General features: G+C 71.9%; 12 protein-coding genes. 5 read left to right on the top strand and 7 right to left on the bottom strand.

What is annotated here, in order from left to right:
• Nucleotides 1-126 precede the first annotated feature (126 nt).
• The 3 genes from ACF08B_RS03840 to ACF08B_RS03830 form a co-directional block, all read right to left on the bottom strand.
• Complete coding sequence (locus ACF08B_RS03840; RefSeq protein WP_392316036.1) at nucleotides 127-1,236, bottom strand: amidase domain-containing protein; 1,110 nt, start codon at nucleotides 1,234-1,236, stop codon at nucleotides 127-129.
• A gap of 176 nt (nucleotides 1,237-1,412) precedes the next feature.
• A complete protein-coding gene (locus tag ACF08B_RS03835; protein ID WP_392315893.1) occupies nucleotides 1,413-2,702 on the bottom strand; it encodes a hypothetical protein in 1,290 nt (429 codons plus the stop codon).
• Nucleotides 2,703-2,749: 47 nt separating this feature from the next.
• Complete coding sequence (locus ACF08B_RS03830) at nucleotides 2,750-4,837, bottom strand: transglycosylase domain-containing protein (RefSeq protein WP_392316035.1); 2,088 nt, start codon at nucleotides 4,835-4,837, stop codon at nucleotides 2,750-2,752.
• 462 nt (nucleotides 4,838-5,299) lie between these two features.
• On the opposite strand from ACF08B_RS03830, the gene ACF08B_RS03825 reads away from it, so the two are divergent.
• Complete coding sequence (locus ACF08B_RS03825) at nucleotides 5,300-5,848, top strand: EF-hand domain-containing protein (RefSeq protein WP_392315892.1); 549 nt, start codon at nucleotides 5,300-5,302, stop codon at nucleotides 5,846-5,848.
• Nucleotides 5,849-5,927: 79 nt separating this feature from the next.
• On the opposite strand, the gene ACF08B_RS03820 is transcribed toward ACF08B_RS03825, so the two are convergent.
• From ACF08B_RS03820 to ACF08B_RS03810, 3 genes are all read right to left on the bottom strand, one after another.
• On the bottom strand, nucleotides 5,928-7,103 hold the full coding sequence (locus tag ACF08B_RS03820; RefSeq protein ID WP_392315891.1) for a S1 family peptidase: 1,176 nt from the start codon (nucleotides 7,101-7,103) through the stop codon (nucleotides 5,928-5,930).
• A 207-nt stretch (nucleotides 7,104-7,310) separates the two neighbouring features.
• Nucleotides 7,311-7,787: a hypothetical protein gene (locus ACF08B_RS03815; protein ID WP_392315890.1), complete on the bottom strand. Its 477-nt coding sequence runs from the start codon at nucleotides 7,785-7,787 to the stop codon at nucleotides 7,311-7,313.
• Between the two features lie 191 nt (nucleotides 7,788-7,978).
• Complete coding sequence (locus ACF08B_RS03810) at nucleotides 7,979-10,045, bottom strand: DUF1996 domain-containing protein (protein WP_392316034.1); 2,067 nt, start codon at nucleotides 10,043-10,045, stop codon at nucleotides 7,979-7,981.
• A 423-nt stretch (nucleotides 10,046-10,468) separates the two neighbouring features.
• Between ACF08B_RS03810 and ACF08B_RS03805 the strand changes: the two genes are divergently transcribed.
• Nucleotides 10,469-12,238, top strand: a complete 1,770-nt coding sequence (locus ACF08B_RS03805; protein WP_392315889.1) for an NlpC/P60 family protein — start codon at nucleotides 10,469-10,471, stop codon at nucleotides 12,236-12,238.
• A 6-nt stretch (nucleotides 12,239-12,244) separates the two neighbouring features.
• Here ACF08B_RS03805 and ACF08B_RS03800 read toward each other — a convergent pair whose 3' ends face one another.
• The gene (locus ACF08B_RS03800) at nucleotides 12,245-13,303 is read right to left on the bottom strand and encodes an NAD-dependent epimerase/dehydratase family protein (protein WP_392315888.1); all 1,059 of its coding nucleotides are present in this window, start codon (nucleotides 13,301-13,303) and stop codon (nucleotides 12,245-12,247) included.
• Between the two features lie 244 nt (nucleotides 13,304-13,547).
• Between ACF08B_RS03800 and ACF08B_RS03795 the strand changes: the two genes are divergently transcribed.
• The 3 genes from ACF08B_RS03795 to ACF08B_RS03785 all read left to right on the top strand — a co-directional run bounded on the left by ACF08B_RS03795 (nucleotide 13,548) and on the right by ACF08B_RS03785 (nucleotide 17,719).
• Nucleotides 13,548-14,912, top strand: coding sequence for an FAD-dependent oxidoreductase (locus ACF08B_RS03795; protein ID WP_392315887.1), 1,365 nt, complete (start codon nucleotides 13,548-13,550; stop codon nucleotides 14,910-14,912).
• 133 nt (nucleotides 14,913-15,045) lie between these two features.
• Nucleotides 15,046-16,011 (top strand): DUF1152 domain-containing protein, encoded by a 966-nt coding sequence (locus tag ACF08B_RS03790; protein WP_392315886.1) that lies wholly within the window; start codon nucleotides 15,046-15,048, stop codon nucleotides 16,009-16,011.
• Nucleotides 16,012-16,444: 433 nt separating this feature from the next.
• Nucleotides 16,445-17,719 (top strand): hypothetical protein, encoded by a 1,275-nt coding sequence (locus ACF08B_RS03785; RefSeq protein WP_392315885.1) that lies wholly within the window; start codon nucleotides 16,445-16,447, stop codon nucleotides 17,717-17,719.
• The last annotated feature ends 27 nt before the right edge of the window (nucleotides 17,720-17,746 follow it).

Genomic DNA, 17,746 nt, shown 5'->3' with positions numbered 1-17,746 from the left:
CGGCCATCCTGGTCATCTTGGGAGCGCTCCCACAACCCCGGGGACGGCAAAGGCCCGCCCGGTACACCACCGACGGTGTACCGGGCGGGCCGGGTTCCGGTACCGGGCGCGTGGCGCGCCCCCGGATCAGGTGCGGTAGGCGTAGAACGCCGCGGTCGGGTACGACGCGACGAGGCTGGCCACCGACCGGTTGTACGTGTTGGTCGAGTGGTACGTCACGTACGGCACACCGGAGCGGTCGCGGTAGGTGACGATCATCGAGTGGTCCTTGGACCCGTCCCGGTTGAAGTCCATCTGCAGGACGTCGCCGACGTCGAGCTGGTAGACGTTCGCCAGGCTGCTGACCCGCTTGGACGACAGGGCGAACCAGGAGAACTCGTTCACGCCGACGAAGGAGTCGGACTGGATGTCGGCGGTGCCGAACCACTTGTGGAAGTCGTTGGTGTACCCGGGCACGTGCTTCCAGCCGCCCGCCTTCAGGGACTGGCTGACGAAGTTGGTGCAGTCGCCGCCGGCGCCCTGCCCGTTGAAGTCCGGGTAGGCGGTGTTGTAGTTCTTCCAGTACTTGGCCGCGTACGTGGCCATGGCCTGGTAGTTGTACCCGGTGGCCGAGAAGTTCTTCGGCTTGGCCGGGGCCGGCCAGGAGGTGGCCGAGCGGATCGCGTCCGGCGGGCTGTCGTCCGCGGTCTTCACCGAGGCCACGGACGGCTTGGCGACCTGGTTGACGGCCAGGTAGCCGTCGTCCGTGTCGTGGATGCCGGTGAGCTGCCAGTCGCCCTTGCGGTCGGCCTGGAAGGTCAGCTCGTGGTGGGCCTGGAAACCGGTGGTCTTCTGGTCCTTCGACACGGGGCGCTCGTAGGTGAGCGTCGTCGTCTCGGTCACGGCGACCTTTGCCCGGCGGCCGTCGACCTGGGTGGCGTCCAGGACGACCTTCGTGGCGCCCGCGCTGTACTTCTCGCCGAGCTTGGCGAGCACGTTGCGGCGGTCACGCAGCTGTCCCAGGGCGGAGTCCTGCCGGCGGGTCTGACCACCGGACAGCCGCACCGACCCGGAGAACCCGGCGGCGTGGCGGGTCCGGGACTTCCCGGTGCCGTCCACGAGGGCCTGGGTGCGGTCGGTGAACACCGCGTCGGCCAGACGCTGGAAGGTCGCCTTGGTCCTGGCGTCCACCGTCGGGTCGTCGGTCACCGCCGCGCCCGCGCTCCAGTTGGGCACCAGCGCCACGCCGGCGACCACCGAGGCGGCGGCGACCGTGACTATGGAGGCGCGGCGCCCCTTACGGCTCAGTCTTCTCGATTTCAATGATGTTCCCCTTCACTCCGGTACACCTACCGGGGGAGTGAGATCTTCCCACGTCATGTGCGGGGGTTGTGAAGGGGGTATACGCAAGTGGAATCATCAGACCCACCAGGTCACTTGACCACCGTGGACCAGTCCGGCGACTGGGCGGGGTCGAGGCTGCGCAGGGCCGCCAGGGTCTCCGGCTTCTGCACGTCCAGCCAGTCGGCCAGCTCCTTGAAGGACACGCACTTGACGCCCTTCTTGGAGCAGACGTCCTTGACCACCTGGTCGACGGACTTCATGTAGATGCCGCCGTTCCAGTCCTCGAAGTGGTTGCCGATGAACAGCGGCGCGCGGCTGCCGTAGTACACCCGGTTGAAGCCGGCCATGTACGAGTCCACGGTCTGCTGCTGCCACTTGGGAAACTCGGCCGGATCACCCTGGGTCTCGCCGTCGGACTGGTTGTAGAGGAAGTTGAAGTCCATCGACAGGCCCTGGTACTTGCCCTTCTCGTACGGCAGCATCTGGAGCGGGAAGTCCCAGATGCCCTTCTTCTTGGAGGGCCATATCTGGAAGTCGCCGGGGGAGCTGGCGTCGTAGCGCCAGCCGTAGCTCTTGATGGCCTTCAGCAGGTTCGGCTGGCCCTCCAGGCAGGGCGCGCGGCCACCGGTGACCTCCCGCTTGAAGTCGAAGGGCAACGGCGGGACGTCCTTGAAGCCGGTGTTCGTCTTCCAGTGCTCCGCGAAGGAGAAGAACTGGTCGATCTCGCTCTTCCACTGCTGGACGCTCCAGTCGCCGCCGCCCTTGGCGTCGCAGAAGTGGCCGTTGAAGTGGGTGCCGATCTCGTTGCCCTGCTCGTAGGCGAGGGAGAGCTGCTCCAGCGTGGTGCGGATGTGGTCGTCGGTGGCGTAGTCGATCGCCGCGTCGCCGGGCGAGTGCATGGGGCCGTGGTACTTGCTCTTCTCGCTCTTGGGCAGCAGGTAGATGCCGGTGAGGAAGAAGGTCATGTGGGCGTCGTACTGCTTGGCCAGGTCCCGGTAGTGCGAGAAGAGGTGGTCGCTGCCCTCCAGGGCACCGTCCCAGGAGAACACCACGAACTGGGGCGGCTTCTCCCCCGGTTTGAGGGGCACCGCCTTCAGCTGGCCGTGCTGCGGGCCGGTGTAGGAGGTGGAGCCGTCGCCGAGCACCCGGGTCTTGCCGTCCCAATGGGGTGTCGCCCCGGCCTTCGGGGCGGTCGACGGCTTCTTGCCCGCCGAGGCGGCCGGCGCGGTGTCGTCCGGGCGGCTGAGCGCCAGGTACCCGGCGACCAGCGACGCCACGACGAGGAACGCGGCGAGTGTCAGGACCTTCGGCCGGGCGGTGGCGGGGAGGCGGCGGCTGGGCGTGGCCCGACGGCGGCCCGTCGGCTTGTTGGTGGGCATGCGCGGCTCATTCTCCGGAGGGGACGTGGAAGGGGCGGGTCTCTTGGTCAGTCAAGACCCGTCGCGGCCGACCAGAGGTCGTACGGGACGCTGTCGGTACTGGTTCCGGCCAGCCCTTCGAGCGGCAGCGGCTCCAGGGACTTCGCCAGGTCGATCCGGTACACCACGACCGCCGTGGACACGGAGTCGGCGGTTCCGGCGTACCAGGAGGCGGTGTCCTTCTCGGTGGTGCCCGCCTTTCCGCCCGTCCCCGGCTCGGCGGCGGCCGCCTGCGGGTGCGTCGCGCGGAACGAGTCGACGAGTGCCTCGCTGACGTCCTCGGCCACCTGGGCGCCGATCGCCCGGTGGGCGCGCGGGACGGTCAGCGCGACCGGCGCGCCGTTGCGGGTGATGCGGCGCACCGAGTACGGCTCGGTGTGCGTGCCCCCGGCGGCGAAGGTGGCGTAGCCGCCGGCCATCCGGATCGCGCTGGGTGTCGAGCTGCCCAGCGAGAGGGCGGGCACCTGCGGGCCCATGCTGGAGGGCAGCAGCCCGGAGGCCTCTGCGGTCTGGCGGACCCGTTCCAGACCGGTGTCCATCCCGAGCTGCATGAACGGGGTGTTCACCGACTGGGTGAGAGCCTGGCGCAGGGTGATCCGACCGTAGGACTTGCGGCCCTCGTTGTGCGCGGCGACCTTCTTGCCGCTGCGGTCCCAGTAGGGGCCCTCGGGGGTGGTGACGGGCACGCCGTCGTCTCCGTCGTAGACGCTGTCCGGGGTGACCGGGGTCGCGGGGCCGCCGCGGGTGAGGTGGGCGCCGTGCTCGAGGCCCGCGGCGTAGACGAATGGCTGGAACGCGCTTCCGGCGGGAACGGTGGTGGCGTTGGACTCGTTGTAGCCCTGCTTGCGGTGGTCGGGACCGCCGTAGACGGCGAGGATGCGTCCGTCGGTGGCGACCGAGGCACCGCCGTAGTGCCCGTTCTTCGCGGCCTTGGGGTTCTCCCGTCCGGCCTTCTTCCGGGCCTGGGTGACGGCGTCGGTGAGCGCCTTCTCCCGCTTTCGGTCGAAGGTCGTGTAGATCTGGTATCCACCCAGGTCGAACTGTTTGTCGGTCAGGTGGCCGGCCTTCTTGGCGTACTGCGAGGCCAGCTCCACCAGGTAGTCGCTCTGCTCACCGGTGTTGTAGAGCGGGTTGCTCTTCAGCGGCTCCGGGAACGTCTTGTACGTGGCCCGCTCCCGCGGCGACAGCTTGCCGATCTTGACCATGCGGTCGAGGATCCAGGTCCAGCGCTCCTCGGCCCGCTGGTGGTTGGCCTTGCCGAGGGTGGGGTCGTAGAGGCTGGCGCCCTTGAGCAGCGAGGCCAGCATGGCCGCCTCGGAGGCGTTGAGCTTGCTGACGTCCTTGCCGTAATACGCTTGCGCGGCCCGCTGGATGCCGTAGGTGCCGCGCCCGAACCAACTGGTGTTGAGGTAGCCCTCGAGGATCTTGTCCTTGCTCATCTTGTTGTCGAGCTTGAGGGCGATCATCGCTTCGGTGAATTTCCGGGTAATGGTCCGGTTCTGCGTAAGATAAACGTTCTTCACGTACTGCTGAGTGATGGTGGAACCACCTTCGGTGTCCCCCTGGCCCACCGTGCGGTACAGAGCCCGGGTGAGGCCTTTGACGGAAACACCCGGATCCGTATAGAAATTCTGGTTCTCCGCCGCGAGCACGGCCCAGCGGACGTCCTCGGGTATGTCCTTCAACGGCATCGCCTGCCGCTGCACCCACCCGGTGCGCGCCATCGGCGTGCCGTCGGACCAGAAGTAGACGTTGTCCTGCTGCGTGGCGTACGTGTTGAGGTTGCTCGGTATGTCGGTGAGCGCGTACGCGGTGAAGAGGAACGCCCCGAGGAGGCTGAACGCTCCCAGGATCCCGCCGATCCACTGGCGCCAGGAGGGTATCCAGCGCCGCCACCCGGTGCGATTGGGCCGGGGGTAGACAGGCTTGAGACGGCGAGCGTACGGCGCGAGCCGGCGGGCGTACGGGGCCAGCGGCGCGAGCGCCCGCGCCAGCGGCACCGCGACGCGCTCCCGGGCCGAGGGCCGGGCACTGCGCCGGCGCTCGGCCCGGCTGCCCCCGGCGACCGGCTCGGGCGGCGGCACCCGCAGTTGCATGGTCTCGTCCGCTCGTGGAGCGCCGACCCTCAGGAAGAGGGTCTCGTCGCCGTCGAACGAGCCCTCGTCACGACCGCCCCTTTTCCCGGGCCGGTCCTCCCCCTGCGACGCCTCGGTCACGGCGCCCCTTTCTACGTGCTTGATCTTGCTCGCGCGGGTGAACTGAACAACCTCGCAGCGGCATTCACAAGTTATCAGCGAAACTTTCGATTCCTGCGCACACGTGTCCGATGAATTGCAACACTCATGAAACATTGAGTCGTGGCCGCACTCACTCCGGCGGGCCACGCAAGCGTCGGCGCCCGCCGCATCGGCCGCGGCGAAACGGTCAAACCATCGCCAACGGCGCACTTGTCGCGAAGGTCCGGTCGGCGGGCGCGGTGTCGCGCTTCCGCACGCCGTTGCCCGGACGGCAGACAGGGAAAGGATCTCTCCCGAGAACGGCGAGTAGGGAGATCCGGCATGGCCAGTGAGTTCCAGCGGAACAAGCTCCGGGCGATGTTCGACGCGTTCGACGCGGACGGCAACGGCTACCTCGAGCAGCAGGACTTCGAAGCGCTCACCGCCAGGTGGTGCCGTATGCCGCGGGTGGCCGGGGAGCCGGAGCTGGCAGGCCGGGTGGAGAGCGTGATGATGGGCTGGTGGGGGCACCTCGCGGCGGCAGCCGGCCCGGGCCGCGACGCCCGGATCGACATGGACGGGCTTCTCGGCGTGGTGGATCGGCTGCCCGCCATGCGCGCGGAGACGATGGCCACCGCCGACGTCGTCTTCGACGCCGTGGACGACGACCGGGACGGCCGGATCTCGCGGACCGAACACCGGCGGCTCATCGACGCCTGGCACGGCCGGCCCGTCGAGACCGGAGACGTCTTCGACCACCTGGACCAGGACGGCGACGGCTATCTCTCGCGCTCCGAGTTCGCATTTCTGTGGACGCAGTTCTGGACGAGCGACGACCCGGGGGACCCCGGCAACCTCATGTGCGGTCCGCTCGGCGGTGGGGTGGCCTAGAGCCGTACGCCACCTCACGCCATGGCACGCGGGGCTCCGCCGTCGTGCACACGGAACCCCGCGTGTCCAGGGGCCGCGGTCAGGCCGTGTGCAGGGTCAGCCCGTAGCGGTTCAGGATCTCGTTGACCGGCTGGAACCAGGTCTCGCCGCCGCCGGAGCAGTTGCCCCAGCCGCCGGAGGTGACGCCCTGGGCCTGGTCACCGCTGATGAAGGAGCCGCCCGAGTCACCGGGCTCGGCGCAGACGCTCGTCTTCGTCACCTCGTGCACGGCACCCTGGCTGTAGTTGACGGTCTCGTTCAGGGCGAGCACCGTGCCGCAGTGCCAATGGGAGGTCGATCCCGAGCGGCAGATCGAGGAGCCGGGGGGCGCGACGGCCGAGCCGCGCACGAGCTGGTCGGACACCTGACCCCAGCCGAGGACGACCGGCACCGTCCACCAGCCGCTGCCGACGCTCACCCAGGCGTAGTCGTTGTCCGGGAACGAGGAGCCCTGGAAAGCGCCGATGTAGGAGTGGTCCCAGCCGCTGACTCCGGCGCCCGGCTGTCCGCAGTGCCCGGCGGTCACGAAGCCGCCGTACACCGAGAAGCCTATGGAGCAGCGGACGTTGCCCGTGTAGTAGGGGTCGCCGCCGACGGTGCCGGCGGCGAGGGTCCGCGGGGCCGCGGAGACGGTCCCGACGGTGACCGGGCCCGCCTCTCGGGCTCGTGAAAGGAAGCTCCGGACATCGTTGTCAGCTCGTCTGCCGCGCACGACGTCGACCACGACCGTGTTGGCCCTGGGGTCGACGCGCCAGCTGCTGACCCCCGAGGGGGCCGGGAGCCGGTCGATGCGCGTCTTGACCGCCTTCAATTGCCGGGCGCTGTGGGCGACCGTGCGGACGTCGGCTCCCGCCGCCTCGATCGCCCGGACGGTTGCCGTGGGGGCGTTGGGTGTGAGCGCCACCGCGAGCCGTCCGCGCGTGGCGTCGTACCAGGATCCTCCGTAGGTGTCCGCGGCGATTCGGCGCACCTTCGGGTCGAGGGCGGAGGCGGCCTTCTCCGACGCCAGCCGCGTCTCGGCCTGCTTCCTGGTGAGACCGAGATCCCTGCTCATGGCGGCCACGATCGAGTCGGACGCCGGCTTCGGGGACGGGGCGTGGAGGGCTCGCTCCGGCGCGGGCCTGGCGGCCGAGGCGGGGAACGCGCTCGCCGCCCCCAATCCTCCGACGGTCAGGAGTGCGGCCAGGACGACGTGCACAAGTCTGCGTTCGCTCATGGGGGTTGCCCTTCGTCGTACGAGTGGGGGGCGGGACAGTGGTTCGTGAGAGCGCTCTCATGCTTGGCTGGGGCAGAGCGTAGCCACGCAGGAAAGTCAGGTCCATGCCAATGCGGGCAAAATCCGACGACGCCTCAGGCGGACGGCGGGGCGCGGACGCGGCAGGGCCCCGCGCGCGGGGCCCTGCCGTGTGGTGCGGGTGGTCGGTCAGCGCAGGTAGGTGTCGCACAGGGTGCCCGCCTCGGCGGGGGCGGCGGGCTGGTGGGCCAGGCGGCACACGGTGCGCATGTCGTCGGTGGTGCCCGGCCGCGGGGTGCGGGGGCGGGCCGGGTGGGGACGCGGGGCGCGGTGGCGGTGCTCGGCCGCGACGGGGCGGTGTGGTGCCGTGCGGTGCCGCGGCGCGGACCGTACCGGGATGCGGGGGTGCGGGTACGGGGCGGGCCTCGCCGGGCGGTGCCGGGCGCCGAGGCGGCGGGCGGGCTTCTTCGGCTTCGCGTCGGTGCCGGTGTCGACGAGGGCACCGCGGGCGGGGGCCTGGCCGACCGACGCGACGGCGGGCGACGGCGCACGGACGGTGGCGGCCTCCATGACCGAGGGCGAGGTCCGGTGGGCGGGGATGTGGACGCAGCCCGAGGTGAACAGCAGGGCGGCGAGCGCGGTGAGAACGCGGAACTGGTGGTGCATCCCCTCAGGGTGGCGGCGCGGCGGGCACCCCGGTGGGCCGCCTCGCGGGTGATCACCGGCACGGGTGACGCCGCCGAACGCGGGGGTGATCGCACCGCACGGCGGCCACCCCTCGCAAGGGTGGCCGCCGTGCGGCGGCTCCGGGACGGTCATGTCCCGGGTCCGGCCGTGCCGGTCGTCGCCGGGGACGTTCAGTAGCGCAGACGCTTGGCCCGCACCAGCATGAACAGGCCCGAAAGGGCGAGCAGCACGCCGATGGCCGCGGGCCACAGTTGTGCGCCCGTCTCCGCCAGGCTGCCCCGGGACGCCTGGGGTTCGGTCTGCGCGCCCGCCGGCGGCGGGTACGCGGCGGCGGTGGCCTGGTCCGAAGCCGACGAGGCGGGCGCGGAGGAGCCGGACGCGGAGGCTGCCGGCGCCGGCGCGGAGTCCGCCGAAGTGGACCGGGGTTCGGCCGACTTGGCCGGTGTGGCCTTGTCGCCCTTGTCGTGCTTGGTGGTGCGGCCGGGCGAGGTGGACGCCTCGGTCCTGGGCGCCTGGTCGTCCGCGGAGGCGGTGGGCGCGGCGGTTGCGTCGTCGCCGGGTGCGGTGGTGTTGTCGTCGCCGGGTGCCGCCGTGTTGTCGTCGCCCGGTTCGCCGGTGGCGTCGTCGCCCGGTTCGCCGGTGGCGTCGTCGCCCGGTTCGCCGGTGGCGTCGTCGCCGGGTCCGGCCGTGGCACCGGAGCTCGCGGTGGGCGTCGCCGTCGCACCGTCGCCGGGGCCCGCCGTCGGCGATGCGGTCGAATCGCCGCCGTCACCGGTGCCGTTGCCACCGCCGTCGCCGTTGTCACCGCCGTCGCCGCCGTCCGGACCGCAGGTGCGGCCGGAGTTGATGCAGTCGACCATCTTGCCCATCAGGTCCTCGTCGAAGACGTTGATGAAGTCGCCGTGGTCGGTGACGGGCTTGTGCAGCTGCTCCGGGAAGGAGTCCACCGCGAACAGCGGTACGGTACGGCCGCCGTCCTGGACGCTCGGCGCGTCGATGTCGTAGACGATCCGCTGCACCAGCTGGGGTATCGCCCGGAAGCCGGCCGGGCAGGCGCCGTCGGCGCCCGCGAAGGCCACATGGGTGCGGTGGTTGGCGCTGTCGATGTTGCGGCCGTCCCAGCAGCTCTGGAACCGGAAGGTGCGGACGACGTCACTGCCCTGCGGGCACAGCGGGTACTTGTCCTTCAGCTGCCGGTTCTCGAAACCGGTGCAGCTCCAGGACGCGTTCGCGTTGCCGGGGCCGTTGACGAACGCCTTGGCGTCGCCGGTGATGATGCGCAGCAGGCGCGGCATCGCCGTGACCTTCTCGCGCGGGTTGCCCACGAACGAAAGCGTCACCTGCTTGGGCGTGACGATCTGGCCCGCGTTGCCCTCCGTGCCGCCGCCCGGCGACCCGGCGTCGCGCTCCTGGGTGCCGTTCTGCAGGCGTACCACGGGCCAGTAGTAGGTGGACTTGTCGCCCTGGTCCACACAGCTCGTCTTGGCGTTGGCGAGGTCCTCGTCGCTCGCGAAGGCGGTGTTGCTCTGGTTGCCGATGTAGTCGTGGAAGTGGTGGGCGCCGTTGGTGACTCCCGGAGCGACGATGACGTTGTCCGAGTTGAACAGGCCGTTCGCGTTGACGCCGCAGTCGGAGGCGAAGGAACCGCGGGAGGCGCCGGACTGCTGGGGCGGGTTCTGCGCGTCGGGCTGTACGGAGGTGATGTCGACGTAGTCGGAGACGACGGGTCCGTTGCCGCCCTGTCCCGCGCCGCCCGGCGCCTGGCTCGCCCCGCCCTGCTGGGATCCCGCGCTCGGGTCGGCCGTCGCCCCGTCGCCGTTGCCGCCGCCCTCGCCGGGCCGCAGGGTGCAGCCGGCCAGTTCGTCCAGGCCCTCGGGGCGGTCGCCCGCGCGGTCGATGGCGTCGGCCATCCTGCCGATGGTCTCCGCCCGCTTCTCCTTCAGCGGGTTCATGATGGAGTCGTCGACGGAGTCGGCCTCCTGACCGCCGGCCTGTCCCGCGGCGCGGAGCTGCCCATAGGCCGCCGCCGTCTGCTGGTCCAGCGCGGCGAGTTGACGGTCGACGTCCCCCCGGGCCCCGTCCGGTACGTCCGTGAGCCGGCTGCCGACATCGGGGCAGTCGATGGTCGCCATGCCCGACGAGAGAACCTGTCCCGAGGTGGTGGTGGAGCCGTCGCCCCAGCCTTCGGAGGCCGAGGCGTAGACGTTGGCCGCCACGAGCCCGCCTCCGCCCAGCATCAGGGCGACCGCTGCGAAGGTCGCGCGTCGTGCGCCGGTCGGGCGTCTGCGCCTGTTGCGTACCAAGGTCGTCCCCTGTGTCTCATCGCCGGTCTCGGGCATGGAGTTCCCCCGAGCCTCATACGGAGGACGGTGCCACTGTGTTCAACCGAATCGCGAATTCACCGGGATCTCACAGGAAAACGTGAGGCACATCTCTTCCCGGTCGAACGTCGTCACGAACATCACGAATACGTATCGGACATTCCACACCTCAACCTTCACACGAGGTACACACGTTGGCTAGGTTGACGCGAGGCCGCCCGGCTGAGCCCCGGCGAGCCGCCGTGTGGTCCGGCGCCGGGTGCTCGACGGGTCGGGCGGGACGGCCCAACTGCCCTGCGGGGCAACTGCCCCGAGGGGCAAGGAAGGAGCACGTCTTCCATGGCGCCGGAGAACCGCGACGAGGTTCGGCAGCGGATCGATTCCCTCTACGACCGGGCGGAGAACGCGACCGGGAACTTCAACGCGACCCGGGCCATGGCGGCCCGCACGCGGTCCCGGGGCGTTCCGCTGGCCAAGCGGCGGGGGTCGTCCGGCCAGGATCCCGCGCTCGACGCGGTGGCCCGGCAGTGGTTCGACGGGGCACGCGCCACACTCGGTCCGACCGTCTCCGCCGTCCTGCCCGCCGACCGGCTGCCCGCCGCGCCCGCGCGTCCGCGCGACGGGTTGGGCGGTCTTCCGGGGGCCGACCGGGAGAGCCGCGCGCTCACGGGCGGCGACCGGAGGGAACTCGCTCTTCCGGGTCCCGACCGGGAGGTCCTCGCTCTTCCGGCCGGCGACAGGGAGGTCCTGGCCCTTCCGGCCGGTGGAGGGGACTCCCTCGGGCTGCCGCCGGGCAGGAGCGTGGACGCCGTCGGCCTCGCCGGCGGCGGACGGGAGGTCCGGGCCCTGCCCGCCGGTGACCGGCGGACCGCGGAGACGGATGGCCCGGCTCTCCTGCTGTCCGAAACCCTCCTCCCGCGCGACGGCCGCGCGACGGCCGCCCTGACGGCCGGTCCGGCGTCGGAGCCGCCCGCGTTCCCCCGGCAGGCCACGGAGAGCGTCCGGACGGCGGTGCCCGTTGTGCAAACCGTCCAACAGCCTTACTTCGCGGATGACCTGCCCGGCGGAGGTGCGGGCTGGGTACCGGACCCCGCCTGGGCACACTCCTCTTCCTACGCCGGTGCACAGCAACTGGCGGAGCCGCCTGCGGTCCAGGCCGCGCAGCCGGTCCAGCCGGCTCAGGCGGACCACTGGCGGCAGCCCGCGTGGGAGGCACCCGGTCCGGCGGCGGCCGCCCTGGCGATGCCGGCCGCGGGAGTGGGGACCGTGCCCACGGCGACCCCGGTGACCGACACCGGCTCCTTCACCTACCCGCCGGCGCCCACCGGCGTCACGGACACCGGGTCCTTCACCTACCCGCCCTCGTCCGCCGCGCCCCTCACCGACGTCGGCGCCGCCGCCTACTCACCCGCGCCCCTCACCGACACCGGGCCCCTCACCTACCCGGCAGCATTCACCGCGCCCCTCACCGACGTCGGCGCCGCCGCCTACTCACCCGCGCCCGTCACGGACACCGGCTCCTTCACCTACCCGCCCACATCCGCCGCGCCCCTCACCGACACCGGCGCCGCCGCCTACTCACCCGCCCCCCTCACCGACACCGGGTCCCTCACCTACGCGGCAGCGCCCACCCCTGTCATCGACACCGGCTCCTTCGCCCCTCTCCCGGACACCGGCTCCTTCACCGCCCCGGTGTCCCTGGCCGCCGACCCGCTCCCGCTGCCTGTGCCCGTCCCCGAGTCGCCGCGGGCTCTCCGTGCCGCGAAGGCCATCGCGTTCGCCCGGGCGCAGGTCGGCAAGCCGTGCGTCTGGGGAGCGACCGGACCCGATTCCTACGACTGTTCCAGCCTCACGCTGGCCGCGTGGCGAGCGGCCGGTGTCGCGCTGCCGCGTGCCGCGCACCAGCAGGCCCTGGCCGGCGCTCCGGTCACGCTCGCCGGGCTCGAACCCGGCGACCTCGTCCTCTTCTTCGACGACGACCGGCACGTGGGCCTGCACGTCGGCGACGGCATGATGGTCCACGCCCCCGGACCTGGGTCGACCATCCGCGAGGAGTCGATCTACGGCGCCGGGGAGTCGGCGATCCACCGCGTCGTCCGGCCGGCCTGACGGGGATCAGTCCCGGCGCCGCCGGACGCGCCGGGACTCGTAGTGGTCGAGGAGGGTCGTCTCCACCGGCCGGTAGGTGAGGCCCAGTTCGTCGATGCCGCGACGGTTGTCGACCCGGAAGCGGATGCCGAGGTGGCCCCGGATGTAGTCCTGGGTGAGGCCGAAGGCGGGACCCAGGATCCGCACGGGCCAGTGCGGCAGCACGGTGCGGGGCAGCCGCAGGTCGCGGGGGTGCCGGGCGCGGATGATGCGGGACATCTCGTGGAACGACGTCATGGTGTCGTTCGCGACGATGTACCGCCCGTGCGCCGCGGGGTTCTCGGCGGCCGCGATGTGCGCGTCGGCGACGTCCCGGACGTCCGCCGTGGTGAAGCTGAAGTCCGGGGCGCCGTAGCAGAAGTAGCCGCGGAACAGCTCGTCGAGCAGGAAGAGACTGCCCGAGTCCGACGCGGGGGTGAACGACGGGCCGAGGATCAGTCCGGGGTTGACGGACACCATGCGCCAGCGGCCCTGTGCCGCCTCGGCGTCCCACGCGGCGCGCTCCGCCACGGTCTTGGCGTAGTGGTAGGGGTTGTTCTCCACCGTGCTGGTGCTGTTGACGTACCGTTCCGACAGCACCCGGCCGTCCATCGCGCGGACGTCGGCGTAGTCGCCGAAGATCGCGCCCACGGTGGAGGTGAACACCAGGGTCCGCACCTCGGGGGTGCGTTCGACGGCGGCCAGGACGTTGCGGGTGCCGAGCAGCGCGGGCTCCACGACGTCCCGTCGCCCGTCCCTGATGCGCTCGGGCATGAGGAACGGCGAGGCCACGTGGAAGACGGCCGAGCAGCCGCGGAGGGCCGGGTCGAAGGAGCCCTCCGTCAGCAGGTCGGCCTCGAACAGCCGCAGCCGGCCGGGGAACGCCTCCTGGAGCTCCCACAGCGGACGCACCTTGGGTCCGTCGGAGGCCCGCCGCACGGTGGCCCGTACCTCGTAGCCGCGTTCCAGCAGACGCCGTACCAGATGACTGCCGACGAATCCGCTGCCGCCCGTCACCGCCGCGATCGTCGCCGTGTCCTCGCCCACGGTCCCCGCCCCCCTTCCGGTCGGCCGCCGCCGTGCGGCGCATCGAGGGACAGGCTGGCGCACGGGCCCGCGCGAGGGAACAGGGAGAGCGGCTCCGCATCGACTCGCGCCCATAAGGCGCTCCTGGGCAGGGCATAAGTTCGCCTTATGAGGTCATAGACCGGACCCCCGTACTAACTTAGGGCTGCCTTAGTTTAGGCTTCCCCATCGAGACGCCTGTCGCACGCTCGAAGGGAACCTGATCATGCCGCGCCCGCTGCGGGTAGCCATCGTCGGAGCCGGCCCCGCCGGGATCTACGCCGCCGACGCCCTGCTCAAGTCCGAGGTGGCCGCCGACCCCGGTGTGTCCATCGACCTCTTCGAGCGGATGCCCGCCCCGTTCGGCCTGATCCGGTACGGCGTCGCACCCGACCACCCGCGCATCAAGGGCATCATCACCGCCCTGCACCAGGTGCTGGACAAGCCGCAGATCCGCCTCTTCGGCAACGTCGACTACCCGACGGACATCAGCCTGGACGACCTGCGCACCTTCTACGACGCGGTGGTCTTCTCCACGGGCGCGACGGCCGACCGTGAGCTGGCCGTCCCGGGCATCGACCTGGACGGCTCCTACGGCGCCGCCGACTTCGTCCTGTGGTACGACGGTCACCCGGACGTGCCGCGCACCTGGCCGCTTGAGGCCGAGAAGGTCGCCGTGCTCGGCGTCGGCAACGTCGCGCTGGACGTCGCCCGCATCCTCGCCAAGACCGCCGACGAGCTGCTCCCGACCGAGATACCCCCGAACGTCCACGACGGCCTGAAGGCCAACAAGGCGCGGGAGATCCACGTCTTCGGCCGCCGCGGTCCGGCGCAGGCGAAGTTCAGCCCGATGGAACTGCGCGAGCTGGACCACTCCCCCAACATCGAGGTCATCGTCGACCCCGAGGACATCGACTACGACGCCGGCTCGATCGAGACCCGGCGCGGCAACAAGCAGGCCGACATGGTCGCCAAGACGCTGGAGAACTGGGCGATCCGGGACGTCGGCGACCGCCCGCACAAGCTCTTCCTGCACTTCTTCGAGTCGCCGACCGAGATCCTCGGCGACGACGGCAAGGTCGTCGGCCTGCGCACCGAGCGCACCGCGCTGGACGGCACCGGCAACGTCAAGGGCACCGGCGAGTTCAAGGACTGGGACGTCACCGCCGTCTACCGGGCCGTCGGCTACCTCTCCGACAAGCTGCCCAAGCTGCCCTGGGACATCACGTCGGGCACCGTGCCGGACGACGGCGGCCGCGTGATCGAGGAGGGCGGCGGCCATCTGCAGTCCACCTACGTCACCGGCTGGATCCGGCGCGGCCCGGTCGGTCTGATCGGCCACACCAAGGGCGACGCCAACGAGACCGTGGGCAACCTGCTCGCCGACTACGCGGGCGGCCGTCTGCACACGCCGGCCTCCCCGGAGCCGGAGGCCGTGGACGCCTTCCTCACCGAACGCGGCGTCCGCGTCACCACCTGGGACGGCTGGTACAAGCTGGACGCCGCCGAGCGGGCGCTCGGTGAGCCGCAGGGCCGCGAGCGCGTGAAGATCGTCGAGCGCGAGGACATGCTGCGGGAGAGCGGGGCGTAACTCCCCGGTCCCGTCGAGCCCGGAGGGGGCCGGTGCCGAAGGGCGCCGGCCCCCTCGCCGTGTCCGCAACCGCACACCCCGGCCCGCGCGGACACCCAACAGACCGCAGGGGTCGCCCTGTTAGGGTCCTTCGATGTTCTCCCTCCGTGAGCCCGCCTTCTTCACCCGGCTGCGCGGGGCGCGGCGGGTCCTCGTCGCCGGCGCGGGCGGCGGCTTCGACGTCTACGCCGGACTGCCCCTCGCCCTCGCGCTGCGGTCCGCCGGCGCCGAGGTCCATCTGGCCAACCTGTCCTTCGCCGACCTGTACGGCCTCGATCTCGACCACTGGGTCGCGCCGGACGTCGCGGCCGTGAGGCCCGGAACCCCGCTGCGCGGCGACTACTTCCCCGAGCGGTCGCTGGCCCGGTGGCTCCGCTCGCGGGACCTGCCGGACACCGTGTACGCCTTTCCGCAGACCGGTGTGCAGCCGTTGCGCGCCGCCTACCGGGCGCTGCTGGAGCATCTGGGCGGGGTGGACGCGGTCGTGCTGGTGGACGGCGGTACGGACATCCTGATGCACGGGGACGAGCACGGGCTCGGCACCCCGGAGGAGGACATGGCGAGCCTGGCGGCCGTCGCCGGGCTCGACGAGGTCCCGGAGCGGCTCGTGGCGTGCCTCGGTTTCGGCGTGGACGCCCATCACGGCGTCAACCACTCGCTGGTGCTGGAGAACCTGGCCGCCCTGGACCGCGCGGGCGGCTACCTGGGGGCCTTCTCCCTGCCCCGCGAGAGTCCCGAGGGCGCCGCCTACCTCGACGCGGTGGCCCACGCCCAGCAGGCCCACGCCACCCACCCGAGCATCGTGCACGGGTCCGTCGCCGCCGCGGTGCGCGGGGAGTTCGGCGACGTGCGGTTCACCGAGCGCACCCGTGGCACCGAGCTGTTCGTGAACCCGCTGATGGCGGTGTACTTCTGCGTCGACCTGCCGGCGCTGGCACGGGCCAACCTCTATCTCGGCCGGCTGGAGGAGACGGTCCTGATGCGCCAGATCAGTACGGCCATCTCCGGCTTCCGCGACGAGCTGCCGCGGCAGCGGCCGCCCCGGGCGTTCCCGCACTGAGCGGGCGGCGGCCCACGCGTCCCCGTCAGCGCCGGGCGAGCTCCCGGCCGCCCACCACCGCCAGGTCCGCGACGAGCAGGGCGAGCGCCGCCGGCTGCCCGAGGCCGCCGCCGACGAGCCGACCCGCTCCGGGCACGTGCAGCCGAGGCCGGAGCGCCGCGATCCGTGCGGGTGGGCGGGAACGGGGTCCGCCCCAAGCGGATGGACGGGCGGGCCCCGTCCGCCCGTCCATGGTGGGCGCCGCGCCTGCCCGCGGCCACGGGTGAACGGTGGTCACCCGACGCGCCCCGCGCGCACCCCGAGTGTGCCGCGCGCGTCCCGTGCGCGGGGCGCTCGCAGTCCGCCACGCGCCGCTTCCGGGCCCCCGCCGACGTTTCGCGGCGCGGAGTGGTGATACTGGGAGGCGCACCCGCCCCCATCAGCAGATTGGCTCATGTCGAACTCCGCCGCCGACCACGCCACCATCCCGCAGACCCTCTGGGCGGCCCGCGGCCGCCATACCGGTCCCGGTCCCGAGGACGTCCTCCGGCGCACCCTGCGCCGGCACAAGGAGAGCGGGGACATCGACGACTTCGCCGAACCGCCCGTGGCCAAGGACGCGGCCCTCAGAGTCTTCGAGGCGCGCTGGCGGGCCGGCGGCACGGTCACCGTGCGGGCCCGCCTGACCCTCGTACCGTCCGTGGGCCGGCCGCAGGGCCACGAGTGGCGGCTCGTCGCCGAGGCGGAACGCCCCTGGGACGAGTCCTGGCCCTCGCCGGCCACCCTGTTCTGGCCCGACAGCGGGCCGGGTGAGGGGGACGACGGCTCCTGGGACCACGCCGGTGTCGCCGGCGTGCGCCTCCGGCAGGTCAACGCCCTGCCCGCCGACGACAAGGAGATGCGCCGGCGACTGCGGGACGCGGCCCGTGAGGCCTGGTGCGTCAACGTCGTCGTGCACGAGGCGATGACCCCGGACGAGCGGGGCCGGCTGCCGCTCGCACAGCTGCTGCCGCCCGGTCTGCGGCACCGGGTGGTGGAGCACCGGGCCGCCCCGCACCAGCTGCGCGCCGTCAACTGGGCGTTGAAGGTCTTCGGCGTGGAGGTGCCGCGCGGCGGCGCCGTACTGCTGCCGCCGGACCCGGCCCCCAAGGAGTACGACGGCGGGGCGCACCGGGTGCGCAACCTCTTCCTGGACGGTTCCGAACCCGTGGAACTCGTCGCGGCCCTGCGGGACTTCGTCGCCCTGCCCCGGCCTCTGCCCCGGGACGCCGAGGAGGCGCTGACCGACCTGCGCGACAACTGGACCCTGATGACGCTTCAGGAGCAGCTGGAGCACGAGCGCGGGCTGGTCGCCATGTACGCCGAGGCGCTGGAGGCGATGGCGAAGTCCCGGGACCTGTACAAGCAGGCCGCCGAACAGGCACTGGAGGCACTGTCCGCCTACCGGGACGTCCCGGCCCCGCTGCCGCAGCAGCGGCCCGCCGCCCGAACGCCCGCCGCCCTGCAGCAGTTGACGCGCACCTTCGAACGGCTGAAGTCCGGCGTGAAGGGCACCCGTACCACGACGCCCGATCCCAACGCCGCGCCGGACGTCGCGCCGGACGACTCGCTGGCCGGACAGGCGCAGGCACACGCCGAGGCCGCCGCCACGGTCGAGGTGGACGGCGCCGACGGCACGGAGAGCACGGACGGTACGGACAGCAAGGCAGGCGCGGACCGGACGGCGTAGTCCGCCGGTGGACGCACCACCGACGAA

The sequence above is a fragment of the Streptomyces sp. NPDC015139 genome (assembly GCF_043079785.1).
GTDB classification, from domain to species: domain Bacteria; phylum Actinomycetota; class Actinomycetes; order Streptomycetales; family Streptomycetaceae; genus Streptomyces; species Streptomyces albidocamelliae.
This window is presented reverse-complemented; position numbering and strand designations above follow the sequence as displayed.